This is a genomic window from Streptomyces virginiae (genome assembly GCF_040638905.1).
Taxonomy (GTDB): domain Bacteria; phylum Actinomycetota; class Actinomycetes; order Streptomycetales; family Streptomycetaceae; genus Streptomyces; species Streptomyces virginiae_B.
In genome coordinates, this window is sequence record NZ_JBEZYV010000001.1 from 686145 (window position 1) to 700277 (window position 14133).

Sequence of the window (14133 nt, forward strand, 5' to 3'; positions counted from 1 at the left end):
CCGGCCGGCGACTCGCGATTCATATCCGCTGTCGGGTGGCGGTCACCTCTTGCGTACGACGACGAAGTCGGCGAGGTCCACGAGCTGTTCGCGCACCCGCTGCGGCATGTCGACGTCGTCCAGGGCGCGGATGGCGACGGCGTGCTGGCGGCGCGCCTCGTCCGCGGTCCACTGACGGCCGCCGGCCTCCTCGATGAGCGCCGCCCGGGCCGCGAACTCCTCCTCCGAGAAGTTCTCGAAGTCGCTGCTCTTGGCGTCGGCGGCGAGCAGCTCGGCGAGCTGCTCGGAGGCCGGCCCGCCCGCGGCGAGGGCGGCGACGACCGGCAGGGACTTCTTGCGCTGGCGCAGGTCGCTCCAGGTCTGCTTGCCGGTGGACTCCGGGTCGCCCCAGATGCCGAGGAGGTCGTCGACGGCCTGGAAGGCGAGGCCGAGGTGGTAGCCGTACTCCTCCAGCTTGTCGGCCGTACGGTCGTCCGCGCCGCCGAGCACGGCACCGATGGAGACCGCGCAGGCGAGCAGGGCGCCGGTCTTGTTGCCCTCCATCTCCAGGCACTCCTCGACGCTGACGCGCTCGCGGTGCTCGTAGGAGATGTCCTGGGCCTGGCCGTCGATGAGCTTGCGGCTGGCGGTGGTCAGCCGGCGGGTCGCGCGGCCCGCCTCGACGGTGCCGAGCTCCAGCAGGACCTCGTTGGCGAGGGCGAAGAGGGCGTCGCCGACCAGGATGGCCTGCGCCGGTCCGTGCACCTTCCACACGGTGTCGCGGTGGCGGCGCTGCTCGTCGCCGTCCATCAGGTCGTCGTGGAGCAGCGAGAAGTTGTGCACGAGCTCGACCGCGACGGCACCGGGGATGCCGACCTCGGGTGCGGCGCCCGCGGCCTCCGCGGAGAGCAGGGCGAGGGCGGGGCGCACGGCCTTGCCGCCGTCGCCGTCGGCCGGGTGGCCCTGGGCGTCGATCCAGCCGAAGTGGTAGGCGGCGACGGTGTCCATGGGCGCGGCGAGCCGGTCCACTGCGTCGCGGAGCGCGGGGGTCGACATCGTACGGCCGCGTTCGAGGAGTGCGACGGTGTCCGCCTTCTCCACGCCCCTTCCGGCTGCGCCCACACTGGCATCCGTGTTCTCGACAGCCGGGTTCCCCGGGTTCACTGGCTCTCCTCTTGTTCCTGTACGTGCTGTGCTCGTGGTGCTCGTGGTGCTCGTGGTGCCGGCCGTGCCGGTGGTGGTGGTCCTCATGCCGCCTCCTGCAAAGGGTGTTCGCGGTGGCGGCCGAGCGCGGCGAGTGCGGCCTGCGCCGCGCTCAGCCCGCTCCGGACGGCGCCCTCCATGGTCGCGGGCCAACCCGTGGCAGTCCACGCACCGGCCAGGTAGAGCCCCGGCGTGTCGGTCCGCGTCCCGGGGCGCAGCCGGCCGACGCCGGGCGTGGGTGCGAAGGTCGCCGTCCGCTCCCGCGTGACGAAGAAGTCCCGTACCTTGGCCCCTCGCGCGGCGGGCAGCAGCCGTTCCAGCTCGGGCAGGTACTTGGCGCGCAGCACCGAGACGGGCTCGTCGATGTCGTCCTGGGCGGCGGACTGGGACAGCGCCAGGTACTGGCCGCCGTCGGGGAGTCCGGAGGAGTCGGTGCGGTCGAAGACCCACTGCACCGGGGAGCCGAGTGCGGCGAAGAAGGGCTGCTTGAGCACCTTGCGGTCGTAGACGACGTGGACGTTCAGGATCGGCGCGGTGCCGATGTCGAGGAGCTTGTCGGGGTCGGCGAGGGCGCCGGCGGGCAGCAGCCCGTGCGCCTCGCGCTGCGGTACGGCGAGGACGACGGTGCCCGCTTCGAGGGACTCCTCCTCGGTGTCGACGCGCCAGGCGCCCTCGGCGGTGCGGGACAGGGCGGTGACGCGGGTGCGCAGCTCGGTCCGCACCCCGGCCGCGTCGAGCTGTTTGCGGGCGAGGGTGTCGTGCAGGTCGCCGAGCGGGACGCGGGCCCAGCCGATGTCGGCGGCGCCCTTCTCGGAGAGCAGGCCGGTCTTGAAGACCATGGCGGCCAGGCCCAGCGAGGAGTGCGCGGCGGTGGCGTTCAGGGTGGCGATGCCGACGAGGTCCCACAGGGCCTCGATGGTGCGGGGGGACTGGCCGTAGCGGCCGAGCCAGGTGGCGAAGTCCAGTCCGTCCAGCGCCGGGTCCGCCGGGTCGAGGCGGCGCAGCGCCAGGGCGGCGCGGCCCACGCTCGCGCGTTCGGCGAGGGACAGGTGCGGGTAGCGGGCCAGTGCTCCGGCGAGGTGCAGGGGCACGGGCAGACCGCCGCGGCGCAGCCGTCCCAGGCGCGGCCCGCCGGGGCGGGCGACGTCGAGGACGGGTACGTCGAGCCGGTCCTGCAGCGGGGCGAGGGCGGCGCCGTCGACGCGGTCGAGGAACCACCGGTAGGCCGTGCAGCACCGCAGGTAGACGTGCTGGCCGTTGTCGACGTTGAGGTCGCCGCGCTTGAAGGAGAAGGCGAGCCCGCCGAGCCGGGGGCGGCCTTCGAGCAGGGTGACGCGCAGCCCGGCGTCGGCGAGTTCGAGGGCGGTCGTGACCCCTGCGAGTCCGCCGCCCACGACGACGGCGTGCTGGTCGGTGCCGGTCACGCGCCCTCCCCCGTGGTGCGGTCGCCCGGTCCGGTGGGCAGGCCCCGGTCCGCAGGAAGGGACGCGTCCGCCGCCGGCGTGGTTGCCCCGGCCGGCGCGCGGCCGGGACGGCACGCCGCGCCCGTACGCCGGGCGCCGCCGGCGCACGCCGGGTGGGTGCTCGGGGGCGTCCCCGGCGCGCCGGACGGGCCGGTGGTCCCACCCGTGACGTGCGGGGCGGTGCCCGCACGCGTACGTGCGCCCTCCGGGCCGGCCGGGAGGTCCCGGACGGCGCCGGCGGGACGGGACACGGCTGCCGCCCGGGCGGTTGCCCGGGCCGCGGCGGCGGCCGGGCCGGCCGGGAACAGGGTCGACGGGCCGGCCGGGAACAGGGTCGACAGGCCCGCCACCGCCCGGCGGCCGGCGGCGGGCCGCCGTCGGGCGGTGGCGGAGCGCGGCGGGGCCGTCTTCGTCGGGAGCGTCACATCCGCCTCCGGACGGCCTGGCGGGAGACGGTGCGGGCGTCGAGGCCGGACAGGCCGCGCACGGCGACGTACGCCTTTTCGTGCGGCGGCAGCGAGACACGGCCGCGCAGGACCGCCTCCGGCTCGCGCTCGATGCGGTCGAGGAGGCGCCGGTAGATGCCGGCCATGGCGGCCACGCAGGCGCCGCTGCGCCGGTCGAGCATCGGCAGCAGCCGGTAGCCCTCGGCGAACAGTGAGCGGGCGCGCCGCACCTCGTGGTGGACCAGGCCGGCGAAGTCGGCTCCGGCGGGGAGCCGGCCGGCCCGGAAGCCTTCCGAGCAGCCGAACTTATCGAGGTCCTCGGCGGGGAGGTACGTGCGTCCGTTGGCGGCGTCCTCGCGGACGTCGCGGAGGATGTTGGTGAGCTGCAGGGCGAGGCCGAGGGTGTCGGCGTACTCGGCGGCGCGCTCGGCGTCGGGCCTGCCCGGGCCCGGTGCGTTCACCGTGCCGAAGACGCCCAGGGAGAGCCGTCCGATGGCTCCGGCCACGCAGCGGCAGTAGGTCTTGAGGCCGTCCCAGGTCTCGTAGGTCTCGCCGCGGACGTCCATCAGCACGCCGTCGATGAGCTCGTCGAGGCCGCCGAGCGGGATCGGGAAGCGGCGGGCGGCGTGCGCCAGCGCGACCGCGACCGGGTCGGTGTCGTCCTCGTCGACCTCCCCGGCCCGGATCCGCCCCAGAACGGATCGGGTCTCCTCCAGGCGGGCGAACTTCGCCTCGGCGGGCAGCGTGCCGTCGCCGATGTCGTCGACCCGCCGCGAGAAGGCGTAGAGCGCGGACATCGCCTGGCGCTTGTCGGTGGGCAGCAGCCGGATTCCGTACGCGAAATTGCGCGCCTGTGAACCGGTGACGGCTTCGCAGTAGCTGTAGGCCGCCGAGACCGGTGCGGACATCGCAGTCTGTGCGGACGCGTGTGTGGGGCCCTCCACGGTCGGGCTCACCTCTTTCTCGGCGCTGTGCGCAGGACGGCGGCAACCTCGCGGAGCAGGCCGCTCTTGGTCGGTTTGGGCGGGCCGGGGAGTACGTCGAAGCCGGCGGCGGTGACGGCCCGCAGGGCAGCGCGCCCCCCTCCCACGAAGCCCGCGAGCAGCAGTCGGAGCCTGCCGTGCACGCTGCCCACGAGCGGGAGCCCCTCGTCCAGCAGCGCGGTGGCACGCTCGGCTTCGAACGCGACCAGGGCGCGTACGGAGGCGCCGGCGGACGGAGCCGCCAGATCGGCCTCGGACACGTGGAAGCGCCGCATGTCCTCGGCGGGCAGGTAGATCCGGTCGCGGCCCAGGTCCTCTGCCACGTCCTGGACGTGCTCGACGATCTGGAGGGCGGTGCAGACGGCGTCGGAGAGGCGGATGCGTTCGGGCGTGCCGGTGCCGGTGAGGGACAGCACGAGGCGGCCGACCGGGTTGGCGGACAGCTCGCAGTACGCGACGAGGTCGCCGTAGGTCTCGTAGCGCGTGACCCGCTGGTCCTGGCGGTTGGCCTCGATCAGTGCGAGGAAGGGCTCGGGGGTCAGGCCGTGGGCGCGCACCACGGGCTGCAGGGCGAGCAGCAGGGGGTGGCGCGGGAGGCCGTCCGCGGAACCGAACACGCGCAGCAGGTCGGTCTCGAAGGCGTCGAGCAGGGCGAGCCGGTCGTCCACCGCGGCCGGGTCGAGGCCGAGGAGCACGGCGTCGCGTCCGCCGGGGGCGAGGTCGCCGTCGCCGATGTCGTCGACGAGGCGGGCGTAGCCGTAGACGGCCATCAGCCCGTCGCGCCAGGCGCGGGGCAGGAAGGCGGGGGCGACGGGGAAGTTCTCCGCCGTCGCCTTGTCGAGGGTGGCGCTCACGTGGACCGTGTCGGACAGGGGTCGGGTGCCGTGCCCCGGGTTCACCGCCCGCCGCCCGGGGCGGGGACGGCCGCCGTCCCTGGGGGCCGGAGAATTCCCGTAGCCATTGCCGTCACATCTCCCGTTCTACACTGCCGACCCAATACATCCCATTTCGGACACGCCGCCGGGGTTTTACCGGGGCCGCCCCAGGGCCGTTCACCTGCGGGGAATCGTCCCCTCTTGCCGCGATTCAGGACCGCATCAGCTTACGCTGTAGAACGTCGCGGAGGCCGCTCGGGTATTCGCTGCGCCACCGAATGTCGTCGCGCAATACGAGAACGCGCATGCGACGTATTGCGAGAGCACGCTTAAAGGCCCCCGCCGCGCTGCGCGGCGGGGGCCTTCGGTGAAGCGGAGAGGCGCTCGCGGGGCGCCTCGCGACCCGGAGGTCAGCCGTTGGTGGCCTTCTCATAGGCAGAGACGACTTCCTCCGTGGGTCCGTCCATCAGGAGCTCGCCCTTCTCCAGCCACAGCACCCGGTCGCAGGTGTCCCTGATCGACTTGTTGTTGTGGCTGACCAGGAAGACCGTGCCGGCCTTCTCCCGGAGTTCCTTGATGCGGTTCTCCGAACGCACCTGGAAGGAGCGGTCACCGGTGGCCAGTGCCTCGTCGATCATCAGCACGTCGTGGTCCTTGGCCGCCGCGATGGAGAACCGCAGTCGCGCCGCCATGCCGGAGGAGTAGGTGCGCATCGGCAGGGAGACGAAATCGCCCTTCTCGTTGATGCCAGAGAAGTCGACGATGCTCTGGTAACGCTGCCTGATCTGCTCGCGGCTCATTCCCATGGCGAGACCGCCGAGGACGATGTTGCGCTCACCGGTGAGGTCGTTCATCAGCGCGGCGTTCACGCCCAGCAGCGAGGGCTGGCCGTCGGTGTAGACCTTGCCCTCCTCGCAGGGCAGCAGGCCGGCGATGGCGCGCAGCAGGGTGGACTTGCCGGAGCCGTTGGAGCCGATGAGGCCGATGGCCTCGCCGCGGTAGGCGGTGAAGGAGACGCCGCGCACGGCGTGGACCCGGCGGACGCCCGGCGCGTCGCCCTTCTTCCGGCGCACTATCTTGCTGAGCGCCGCCGTGGCCGCGCCCCTGCCGCTGCTGCCGGTGTTGACGCGGTAGACAATGTGGACGCCGTCCGCGATCACGGTGGGGACGCGCCCCTGGGTGTTGTCAGCCACGGCCGTAACGCTCCTCAGACTTCCAGAAGTACACGAAGCCGCCGAGGCCGATCACCACGGCCCAGCCCACGGCGAAGAGCCACACGTGCGGGGGCAGGTTGCTCGAACCGTAGTCGTCGATCAGCGCGAACCGGATGAGGTCCATGTAGATCGCGACCGGGTTCCACAGCAGGACGTCGCTGATCCACTGCGGGTGGTCCTTGAGGTAGATCCCGATCGGGAACATGACGCCGGAGGCGTACATCCACGTACGCATCACGAACGGCATCAGCTGCGCCAGGTCGGGGGTCTTCGAGCCCATCCGCGCGAAGATCATGGCGAGGCCGGTGTTGAAGACGAACTGCAGCGCCAGCGTCGGGATGACCAGCAGCCAGGAGAGCTGCGGGTAGTTCCCGAAGGAGACGGCGATCACGAAGACGACGATCATCGAGTACATCAGCTGCTGGAGCTGCTGCAGCGAGAACGACACCGGCAGGGAGGCGCGCGGGAAGTGCAGCGCGCGCACCAGCCCGAGGTTGCCCGAGATCGCCCGGACGCCCGCCATCACCGAGCTCTGCGTGAAGGTGAAGACGAAGATGCCCATCACGAGGAACGGGACGTAGACGTCCTTCGGCATCTCCCGGCCCGCGCCGAGGATCAGGCCGAAGATCAGCCAGTAGACCAGCGCGTTCAGCAGCGGGGTCGCCACCTGCCAGACCTGGCCGAGCTTCGCCTGGCTGTACTGCGCGACCAGCTTGGCCCGGGAGAAGGCCAGGATGAAGTGGCGCCTGCCCCAGAGCTGCCGCACGTACTCGCTCAGACCCGGCCGGGCACCGCTGACCGAGAGGCCGTACTTCCTGGCGAGCTCGGCGGCGCTGAGCCCCGCGTCTGCGGACGGCGGCCTGCTCGTGGCGAGGGCGCCGTCGTGGGTTGTGTCACTCACAAGTTGAAACTTTCGTCTTCAAGATGCGGCCAGGTGGGCATCAGGCTGGTGGCTCGAGGCCCGTGATCGCGCCATGTTCCCAGACGCGGGCTTGTCAGATGACGGGAGGTCTGCCCAGACGGGTCAACCGCCAGACCGTACGCCATCTCATCGGGCGGCGGGGTCCGCAGGGAGTGGTCCATCCCTCTCGGAATCCGCCGAACCAGGCTTTGAGCGCGGGTCCCGAGGGCTTCCGTACGAGCGTCAGCAGGAGCCAGACGCCCAGGTAGACCGGGACCAGCGGGGCGGGCAGGTTGCGGCGGGCGAGCCACACCCGGTTACGGGCAACCATACGGTGGTAGACCGCGTGCCGGGAGGGGGCAGTGGTCGGGTGGAGCAGCACCATGTCCGCCCGGTAGTCGATCAGCCACCCCGCGTCGAGTGCGCGCCAGGCCAGATCGGTCTCCTCGTGAGCGTAGAAGAACTCACCCGGCAGGGCTCCGACCTGCTCGAACACCGTCGTGCGGACGGCGTTGGCGCCGCCCAGGAAGGTGGTCACGCGAGAGGACCGCATCGGGTCCGAGGCCCGCAGCCGCGGCACGTGGCGGCGCTGCGTCCGCCCGGTGTCCGGGTCGGCGATCCGGAAGCTGATGATCCCGAGCGCGGGGTCCTCGGCGAAGGCCTGGCGGCACAGCTCGGCGGTGTCGGTGCGCTCCAGCAGCCCGTCGTCGTCCAGGAAGAGCAGCACGTCCACGTCGCGGCCGCCGGGGCCGAAGGCCTCGATGCCGACGTTGCGGCCGCCCGGGATGCCGAGGTTCTCGGGCAGGTCGACGCAGCGGACGCCCGAAGGCAGGTCCGCCACCTCGGCGACCTTCACGCCCTGGCCCACGACGACGACCTCGATCGGGTCGCCGTCCTGGCGGGCCACCGAGTCGAGGAGCGCCTTGAGCTCGTCGGGCCGGTTGCCCATGGTGATGATCACGGCGCCCAGCCGCATCGGGGCGCTCACTTGAGCCTGCTGGACGCGAGGATCGACACCAGGTGCAGCACGGTCTGGAGCATCGCGATGCCCGCGAGGACTGCGACGCCGACCCGGGACCAGTACAGGTCGCCGCGCATCTGGTCCAGGACGGCCAGCCCCAGGATCAGCAGCGAGGCCTCGATGCCGAGGATCAGGCGGTGGAACTTGAGCGCGGCGGCGGCCCGGCGCGCAAGGGCCATGCCCTTGGCGCGCGGCTCGGCCGCGGCGTCCTTGACCACGGGCTTGCCGGCCTGGTGGCGGGCGACGCCGACCAGGTCGGTCTCCGCCTTGATCAGGATGGCGCCGAGCCCCGCGAGGGTGCCCAGGAAGGCCCACAGCCAGTCGGCACCGCCGGTGCCCCACAGGTCGGCGGCGCGCAGGCCGAAGCCGACCAGGACCGCCGCGTCGCACAGGTAGGCGCCGACCCGGTCCAGGTAGACCCCGGAGAGCGAGTACTGCTTCTTCCAGCGGGCGACCTCGCCGTCGACGCAGTCGAGCAGCAGGTACATCTGGACCGCGACCACGCCGAGGACGGCGCCCCAGATGCCCGGCACCAGCAGGGCGGGCAGGGCGAGGACGCCGGCAAGGGTCATCAGGTAGGTCAGCTGGTTGGGCGTGACCTTGGTGGTGACCAGGAAACGGGTGATGCGCAGGGAGATCTCGCGCATGTAGAGGCGCCCGCCCCAGTGCTCGCCGCTGACCCGGTCCTTCACGCCCGCGGGGTGAACGACGGGCCGGAGTTCAGCTACGGATGGTCTTGGCATAGTCGGCGTAAGCGTCCCTGATCTCGGCGGCGGACAGGTTGAGGTGCTCCAGGATGGTGAAGCGTCCCGGGCGGGTCTGGGGGGCGTACTCGACGGCCGCGACGAACTCGTCGATGCTGAAGCCGATCTCCTCGGGCGCCACCGGCAGGCCGTGCCGGCGCAGCACCTCGACGAAGTGGCCGGCCGCGTCCGCGGCTCCGCGCAGGTGCATCGCGAAGGCCGCCCCGATGCCGACCTGCTCGCCGTGGAGCGCGGAGCGCCCCGGGTAGAGCAGGTCGAAGGCGTGGCTGATCTCGTGGCAGGCGCCGGACGAGGGGCGGGAGTCCCCGCTGATCGACATGGCGATGCCGGAGAGCACCAGCGCCTCGGAGAGCACGGTGAGGAACTCGTCGTCGCCGCAGCCGCCGGGGTGGCGCAGCACGGACTCGCCCGCGGTACGGGCCATGGCGGCGGCCAGGCCGTCCACGGGCTCGCCGGTGGTCCGGTGCGAGAGCTCCCAGTCGGCGATCGCCGAGATGTTGGAGATCGCGTCGCCGATGCCGGCGCGGATGAACCGCACCGGGGCTTCCTTGATCACGTCGAGGTCGATCACCATGGCGATCGGGGTGGGGACGCCGTAGGAGCCGCGGCCGTTGTCGTTGTCCAGGATGGACACCGGCGAGCAGATGCCGTCGTGCGAGAGGTTGGTGGCGACGGCCACCATGGGCAGCCCGACCCGCGCCGCGGCGTACTTGGCCACGTCGATGATCTTGCCGCCGCCCAGGCCCACGACGGCGTCGTAGCGGCGGCCCTTTATGTCGTCGGCCAGCTTGACCGCGGAGTCGATGGTGCCGTCGACGACCGCGTACCAGTCGGCGTGCGGCAGCACGGGCTCCAGCTTGGCGCGCAGCGCCACGCCGGAGCCCCCGCTGATCGCGATGGCCAGCTTGCCGGAGGCGGAGATCCGCTGGTCGGCCAGGAGACCGGCCAGGTCGTCCATCGCCCCGCGACTGATGTCGACGACGACGGGCGAGGGGATGAGCCTCGTCAGTACTGGCATGCGATGGTCCGGCCCTTGGCGAGGTCGTCGTGGTTGTCGATCTCGACCCACTTGACGTCGCCGATGGGGGCCACGTCGACGGTGAAGCCGTCGTTGACGAGCTGCTGGTAGCCGTCCTCGTAGTACAGGTCCGGGTCGCGCTCGAAGGTGGTCTTCAGCGCCTCGGCGAGGGCCTCGGCGGCCTCGGCCTCGATCAGCGTGACACCGATGTACTCGCCGGTGGCGTCGGCGGGGTCCATCAGCTTGGTGATCTTCTGAACGCCCTTGCCGTCGGCGGTGACGACCTTCATCTCTTCGTCGGCCAGGCTCTTGACCGTGTCGAGGGCCAGGATGATCTTCTGGCCGTTGCCGCGGGCGGCGAGGAGGGTCTCCTCGACGGAGACCGGGTGGACGGTGTCGCCGTTGGCGAGGATCACACCGCGCCGCAGGACCTCACGCGCGCACCACAGGGAGTAGGCGTTGTTCCACTCCTCGGCCTTGTCGTTGTCGATCAGCGTGATCTTCAGGCCGTACTTGGCCTCCAGCGCGGCCTGGCGCGCGTAGACGGCCTCCTTGCGGTAGCCGACGACGATCGCGACCTCGGTGAGACCGACCGCGGCGAAGTTGCCGAGGGTCAGGTCGAGGACCGTCAGGCTCTCCTCGTCGCCCTCGGGGCCGACGGGCACGAGGGCCTTGGGCAGGGTGTCGGTGTAGGGACGCAGGCGGCGTCCCGCACCGGCAGCGAGTACAAGGCCGATCATGCTGGTTCTCCTTCGTCATGTACGGCGGGTGCCCCGGAGGAGACCCAGAAGCGGATGCTCTCCACGAGCACCACGAGTGCCACGAACACGGCCACGACCGTGAGCGCGACGGGGAAGTCCGATGCGCGGTCCACGAGGACGGCGGCGAGGACCGTGGCCAGCAGGACCCGGCCCTCGTGGCCGCCGACCGTCCGCACCAGCCAGTGCGGGGGCGCGCCGGTGCCGCCGCGAATGCGGTACACCGTGTCGTAGTGATGGTAGGCGACCGCCGCGATCAGGCCGAATGCCGCGGGAAGGGCCCCGGGCACGCCCGCCTTGGCGGCGAGCGCGAGGACCGTCACGTATTCGGCCGCGCGGAACAGCGGCGGGATCAGCCAGTCGAGCGCACCCCCCAGCGGGGCGGCGACGGCGAGACCGGCGGTCATGGCGTAGATCACGGCCACGGCGATCAGCCGCGGGTCGCCGAAGGGGAGGTAGAGGGCGGCCCCGGCCATCAGCACGGTGCCGAGGGCTGCGACGTACACGGAGCCGAAGGATCCGGCACGGCCGCGCAGCAGGCGGGCCTGCAGCTCGGCGAGGGGACCGGAGTCGGCGAGGTCGGCGAGCGCCTGGGCGGCGCGGTCGGTGCGCCGGGCCTTGCGGGTCAGGGAGCGGAGCACCCGGCCTGCGGTGGTGTAGAGCGCACCGAAGGCGCAGCCGACGATCAGGGCGTAGAAGACGATCCGGGGGGTGGTGAAGGCGGTCAGGAGCGCGATCATCGCCCAGCGCTCGCCGATCGGCAGGATGATCATCCGCCGGACCCAGACCGTCCAGCCCACGCTGTCGAGCCGGTCCGAGAGGGCGGCCGTGGGGCTGGTGTTGGCGGTGGCGTCGTGATTGGCCTCGTTGAAGGAGAAGTCCACGACGTGCCGGCAGGTCATCAGGATCATCGCGCCGAGGGCGAGGCCCCAGACGTCGTCGCCGTTCCGGGCCGCGCCGAGCGCGAGGCCCGCGTAGAAGGAGTACTCCTTCGCCCGGTCGAAGGTGGCGTCGAGCCAGGCGCCCATCGTCGAGTACTGCAGGGAGTAGCGGGCGAGCTGCCCGTCGGTGCAGTCCAGGACGAAGGAGACGATGAGCAGCACACCGGCCGCGACGTAGCCCCAGCGCTCGCCCGTGGCGGCGCAGCCGGCCGCGATCAGCGCGGTGATCAGCGAGGCGGTGGTGACCTGGTTGGGGGTCAGGCCGCGGCGCGCGCACCAGCGGGCGATGTAGCGCGAGTACGGGCTGATGCAGAAGGTGGTGAAGAACCCGTCGCGGGACTTCACGGCGGAGCGCAGGCGTACGGCCTCCTCGTCCACGGCGGCGACGGCGGCCGAGGCCGCGGCGCGCTCGTCCGCGTCGGCGGGGACGGCGGCGACCAGGCTGCCGAGCTCGGGCCTCTGGACGGCGGTACCGGTGGCTTCGACGGCGGCGGCGAGCCGGTCGGCGTAGGGGCGGGAGCCGTCGGCGCCCTCGGTGGCGACGGCCTTGTCGAGGGCCTCGCGGGCACCCGCCTGCACGCAGAGCGCGCCGGTGACGGCGCAGGCGTCGAACCGCGGGTCGGTCAGCGCGAGCCGCAGCGCGTGGACGTGCCCGACGAAGGCGGTGTCCACGACGGCCACCCGCTGATCGGCGGGTACGCCGGCCAGTGCGGCGGCGGCGTCCTGGGGGCCGGCGGCCGGGCGGACCTCGAAGCCGAGGGAGCGGAGCTCGTCCGCGAGCGGTGATCCGGGGACCGGCAGGCCGGTGAGGATGACGGTCGGCAGACGAACTCACTCCTTGTAACGGATTCCGAACGGGCGCGCCCGTGGGGCGGCGGCACGTCGGCAGAGGCTATCGGATGAATGGAAGCAGGGGTTCATCACCCGTTCACGCCCCGACAAGCCGAATATCCGGGCTCCGGGACGGGTCGCGATCATCATCGGTGATCACGACGCGGTACCACAAACGGCGTGGATGTTACGGTGGACACGCCCCTGAAGGTGTCGGTGGAAAGAGGTGGGTTGATGACCGTCGCAGTGGTCGCGGCCGAGCGCTGCGAACTCCGGTGCATCCCCACTTCCCCCCGGGCGACCGGCCGGGCCTGATCCACCGCTCCCCCAGCGTGCGCCGAGGGAGCCCCAGATCGGCCGGAGCCCCTTTTCAAGGGTTCACGTTGACCGACGACACCGATTTCACCGGCACCTTCGACGACGCCGTCGAGGCGTTCTTCACCCTTCATCACGCACTGCCCCGGCAGGCTCCGGGCTCCGACGCGAGCACCCGCCGCCTGCTGGCCCTGTGCGGACCCCTGCCCGAGCGGCCCCGCGTCCTCGACCTGGGCTGCGGTCCGGGCCGCAGCGCGCTGCTGCTCGCAGCCGAGGCGGGCGGGTCCGCCGGCGGCGGCGCCGAGGTGACCGCCGTCGACCTGCACGCCCCCTTCCTCGACGAGCTCCGCACGGCCGCCGCCGCCCGCGGGCTCGCCGACCGGGTCCGCACCGTCGAGGCGGACATGAACGCGCTCCCCGCCGAGGAGGTCGAGGACGGCTCCTACGACCTCGTCTGGGCGGAGGGCTCCGCATACATCCTGGGCTTCGACACCGCGCTCGCGCGGTGGAAGCGGCTGCTCGCCCCGGGCGGCACGCTCGTGCTGACCGAGTGCGAGTGGACGGCCGCGCAGCCGTCCGCCGGAGCACGCGCCTTCTGGGACGCCCAGTACCCGCTGCGCTCGACCGCCGGCAACCTCGCGGCCGCCCGGGCCGCCGGCTACCGGGTACTCGGAGTGCACCCGCTGCCCGGCTCCGACTGGGACGAGTACTACGGCCCGCTCGCCGAGCGGGTCCGCGACCTCGGTGGCGAGCACTCCCCCGCGATGGCGCGGGCACTGGCCGCCACCCGCGAGGAGCTGGGCGTACGGGCCCGTCACGGCCACGAGTACGGGTACACGGGCTACGTCCTGCGCCCGGTGGAGGCCGGTGACGGCGCCGCCTGGCCGACCCGGCCGGAGACCGCGGCGGACACGGCCGCCGTACGGGCGGTCAATCTGGCGGCCTTCCAGACCCCTCTGGAAGCGGATCTCGTGGACGCCCTGCGCGCGGACGGCTCCTGGCTGCCGGGGCTGTCGTACGTGGCCGAGGCCCCCGACGGGTCGGTCGCGGCGCACGCCCTGCTCACCCGGTGCGAGGTCGGCGGCGCCCCGGCGCTGGCGCTGGCCCCGGTGGCCGTCGATCCGGCGCACCAGCGCTCGGGGGCGGGCAGTGCGGTCGTCCGGGCCCTGCTGGCGGCGGCCCGGGAGCGGGGCGAGTCGCTGGTGCTGGTCCTGGGGCACCCGTCCTACTACCCGCGCTTCGGTTTCACGGCCGCGTCGCGGTTCGGGATCCGGGCGCCCTTCGAGGTCCCGGACGGGGCCTTGATGGCGCTGGTGCTGGACGGTTCCGTCCCGGTCCCGGCGGGCACGATCACGTATCCGGCCCCGTTCGGAGTCTGACGCGCGTGAGCGGTACGTGACGCGATCCGCCCCCCGTCGCCG

The 14133-nt window shown here is 72.6% G+C and carries 14 protein-coding genes; 2 read left to right on the plus strand and 12 right to left on the minus strand.

Translation table 11 applies throughout. The annotated features are described in order from the left end of the window. Positions 1 to 42 precede the first annotated feature (42 nt). The 12 genes from AB0F82_RS03130 to AB0F82_RS03185 all read right to left on the minus strand — a co-directional run bounded on the left by AB0F82_RS03130 (position 43) and on the right by AB0F82_RS03185 (position 12238). A complete protein-coding gene (locus AB0F82_RS03130; protein ID WP_436840753.1) occupies positions 43 to 1230 on the minus strand; it encodes a polyprenyl synthetase family protein in 1188 nt (395 codons plus the stop codon). Beyond that, positions 1227 to 2606 carry a hydroxysqualene dehydroxylase HpnE gene (gene hpnE, locus AB0F82_RS03135; protein ID WP_362623246.1) on the minus strand — a complete coding sequence of 460 codons (1380 nt, stop codon included), beginning with the start codon at positions 2604 to 2606 and terminating at the stop codon, positions 1227 to 1229. Before hpnE ends, AB0F82_RS03130 begins: the two co-directional genes overlap by 4 nt. Continuing rightward, the gene (locus tag AB0F82_RS03140; RefSeq protein ID WP_362623248.1) at positions 2603 to 3070 is read right to left on the minus strand and encodes a hypothetical protein; all 468 of its coding nucleotides are present in this window, start codon (positions 3068 to 3070) and stop codon (positions 2603 to 2605) included. Before AB0F82_RS03140 ends, hpnE begins: the two co-directional genes overlap by 4 nt. Then, positions 3067 to 4047: a presqualene diphosphate synthase HpnD gene (gene hpnD / locus AB0F82_RS03145; RefSeq protein ID WP_436842016.1), complete on the minus strand. Its 981-nt coding sequence runs from the start codon at positions 4045 to 4047 to the stop codon at positions 3067 to 3069. The genes AB0F82_RS03140 and hpnD overlap by 4 nt, the downstream gene beginning before the upstream one ends. Beyond that, a complete protein-coding gene (gene hpnC / locus AB0F82_RS03150; RefSeq protein WP_362623254.1) occupies positions 4044 to 4928 on the minus strand; it encodes a squalene synthase HpnC in 885 nt (294 codons plus the stop codon). The genes hpnD and hpnC overlap by 4 nt, the downstream gene beginning before the upstream one ends. A gap of 431 nt (positions 4929 to 5359) precedes the next feature. Further along, positions 5360 to 6142: an ABC transporter ATP-binding protein gene (locus AB0F82_RS03155; RefSeq protein ID WP_356811940.1), complete on the minus strand. Its 783-nt coding sequence runs from the start codon at positions 6140 to 6142 to the stop codon at positions 5360 to 5362. Next, positions 6135 to 7064, minus strand: coding sequence for an ABC transporter permease (locus AB0F82_RS03160; protein WP_356811939.1), 930 nt, complete (start codon positions 7062 to 7064; stop codon positions 6135 to 6137). Before AB0F82_RS03160 ends, AB0F82_RS03155 begins: the two co-directional genes overlap by 8 nt. Positions 7065 to 7158: 94 nt before the next feature. Further along, positions 7159 to 8040, minus strand: a complete 882-nt coding sequence (locus AB0F82_RS03165; RefSeq protein WP_390074655.1) for a glycosyltransferase family 2 protein — start codon at positions 8038 to 8040, stop codon at positions 7159 to 7161. An 8-nt stretch (positions 8041 to 8048) separates the two neighbouring features. Further along, positions 8049 to 8828, minus strand: a complete 780-nt coding sequence (locus tag AB0F82_RS03170) for a CDP-alcohol phosphatidyltransferase family protein (protein ID WP_362623259.1) — start codon at positions 8826 to 8828, stop codon at positions 8049 to 8051. Beyond that, positions 8806 to 9867, minus strand: a complete 1062-nt coding sequence (locus tag AB0F82_RS03175) for an iron-containing alcohol dehydrogenase family protein (protein ID WP_030649386.1) — start codon at positions 9865 to 9867, stop codon at positions 8806 to 8808. The genes AB0F82_RS03170 and AB0F82_RS03175 overlap by 23 nt, the downstream gene beginning before the upstream one ends. Next, positions 9855 to 10607, minus strand: a complete 753-nt coding sequence (locus AB0F82_RS03180; protein ID WP_356811936.1) for a phosphocholine cytidylyltransferase family protein — start codon at positions 10605 to 10607, stop codon at positions 9855 to 9857. Before AB0F82_RS03180 ends, AB0F82_RS03175 begins: the two co-directional genes overlap by 13 nt. Further along, positions 10604 to 12238 (minus strand): DUF5941 domain-containing protein, encoded by a 1635-nt coding sequence (locus AB0F82_RS03185; RefSeq protein ID WP_362623262.1) that lies wholly within the window; start codon positions 12236 to 12238, stop codon positions 10604 to 10606. Before AB0F82_RS03185 ends, AB0F82_RS03180 begins: the two co-directional genes overlap by 4 nt. Here AB0F82_RS03185 and AB0F82_RS03190 point away from each other — a divergent pair. Both AB0F82_RS03190 and AB0F82_RS03195 read left to right on the plus strand, forming a co-directional pair. Then, the gene (locus AB0F82_RS03190; protein ID WP_356811934.1) at positions 12215 to 12352 is read left to right on the plus strand and encodes a hypothetical protein; all 138 of its coding nucleotides are present in this window, start codon (positions 12215 to 12217) and stop codon (positions 12350 to 12352) included. The two genes, AB0F82_RS03185 and AB0F82_RS03190, sit on opposite strands and share 24 nt — an antisense overlap. 428 nt (positions 12353 to 12780) lie before the next feature. Further along, positions 12781 to 14091, plus strand: a complete 1311-nt coding sequence (locus tag AB0F82_RS03195; RefSeq protein WP_362623265.1) for a bifunctional class I SAM-dependent methyltransferase/N-acetyltransferase — start codon at positions 12781 to 12783, stop codon at positions 14089 to 14091. Positions 14092 to 14133 lie beyond the last annotated feature (42 nt).

Coding starts and splice junctions, on each gene's coding strand:
- AB0F82_RS03170 (WP_362623259.1), bottom strand. CDS start 8,828: ATGCCAAGACCATCCGTAGCTGAACTCCGGCCCGTCGTTCACCCCGCG.
- AB0F82_RS03180 (WP_356811936.1), bottom strand. CDS start 10,607: ATGATCGGCCTTGTACTCGCTGCCGGTGCGGGACGCCGCCTGCGTCCC.
- AB0F82_RS03175 (WP_030649386.1), bottom strand. CDS start 9,867: ATGCCAGTACTGACGAGGCTCATCCCCTCGCCCGTCGTCGTCGACATC.
- AB0F82_RS03130 (WP_436840753.1), bottom strand. CDS start 1,230: ATGAGGACCACCACCACCGGCACGGCCGGCACCACGAGCACCACGAGC.
- AB0F82_RS03165 (WP_390074655.1), bottom strand. CDS start 8,040: ATGCGGCTGGGCGCCGTGATCATCACCATGGGCAACCGGCCCGACGAG.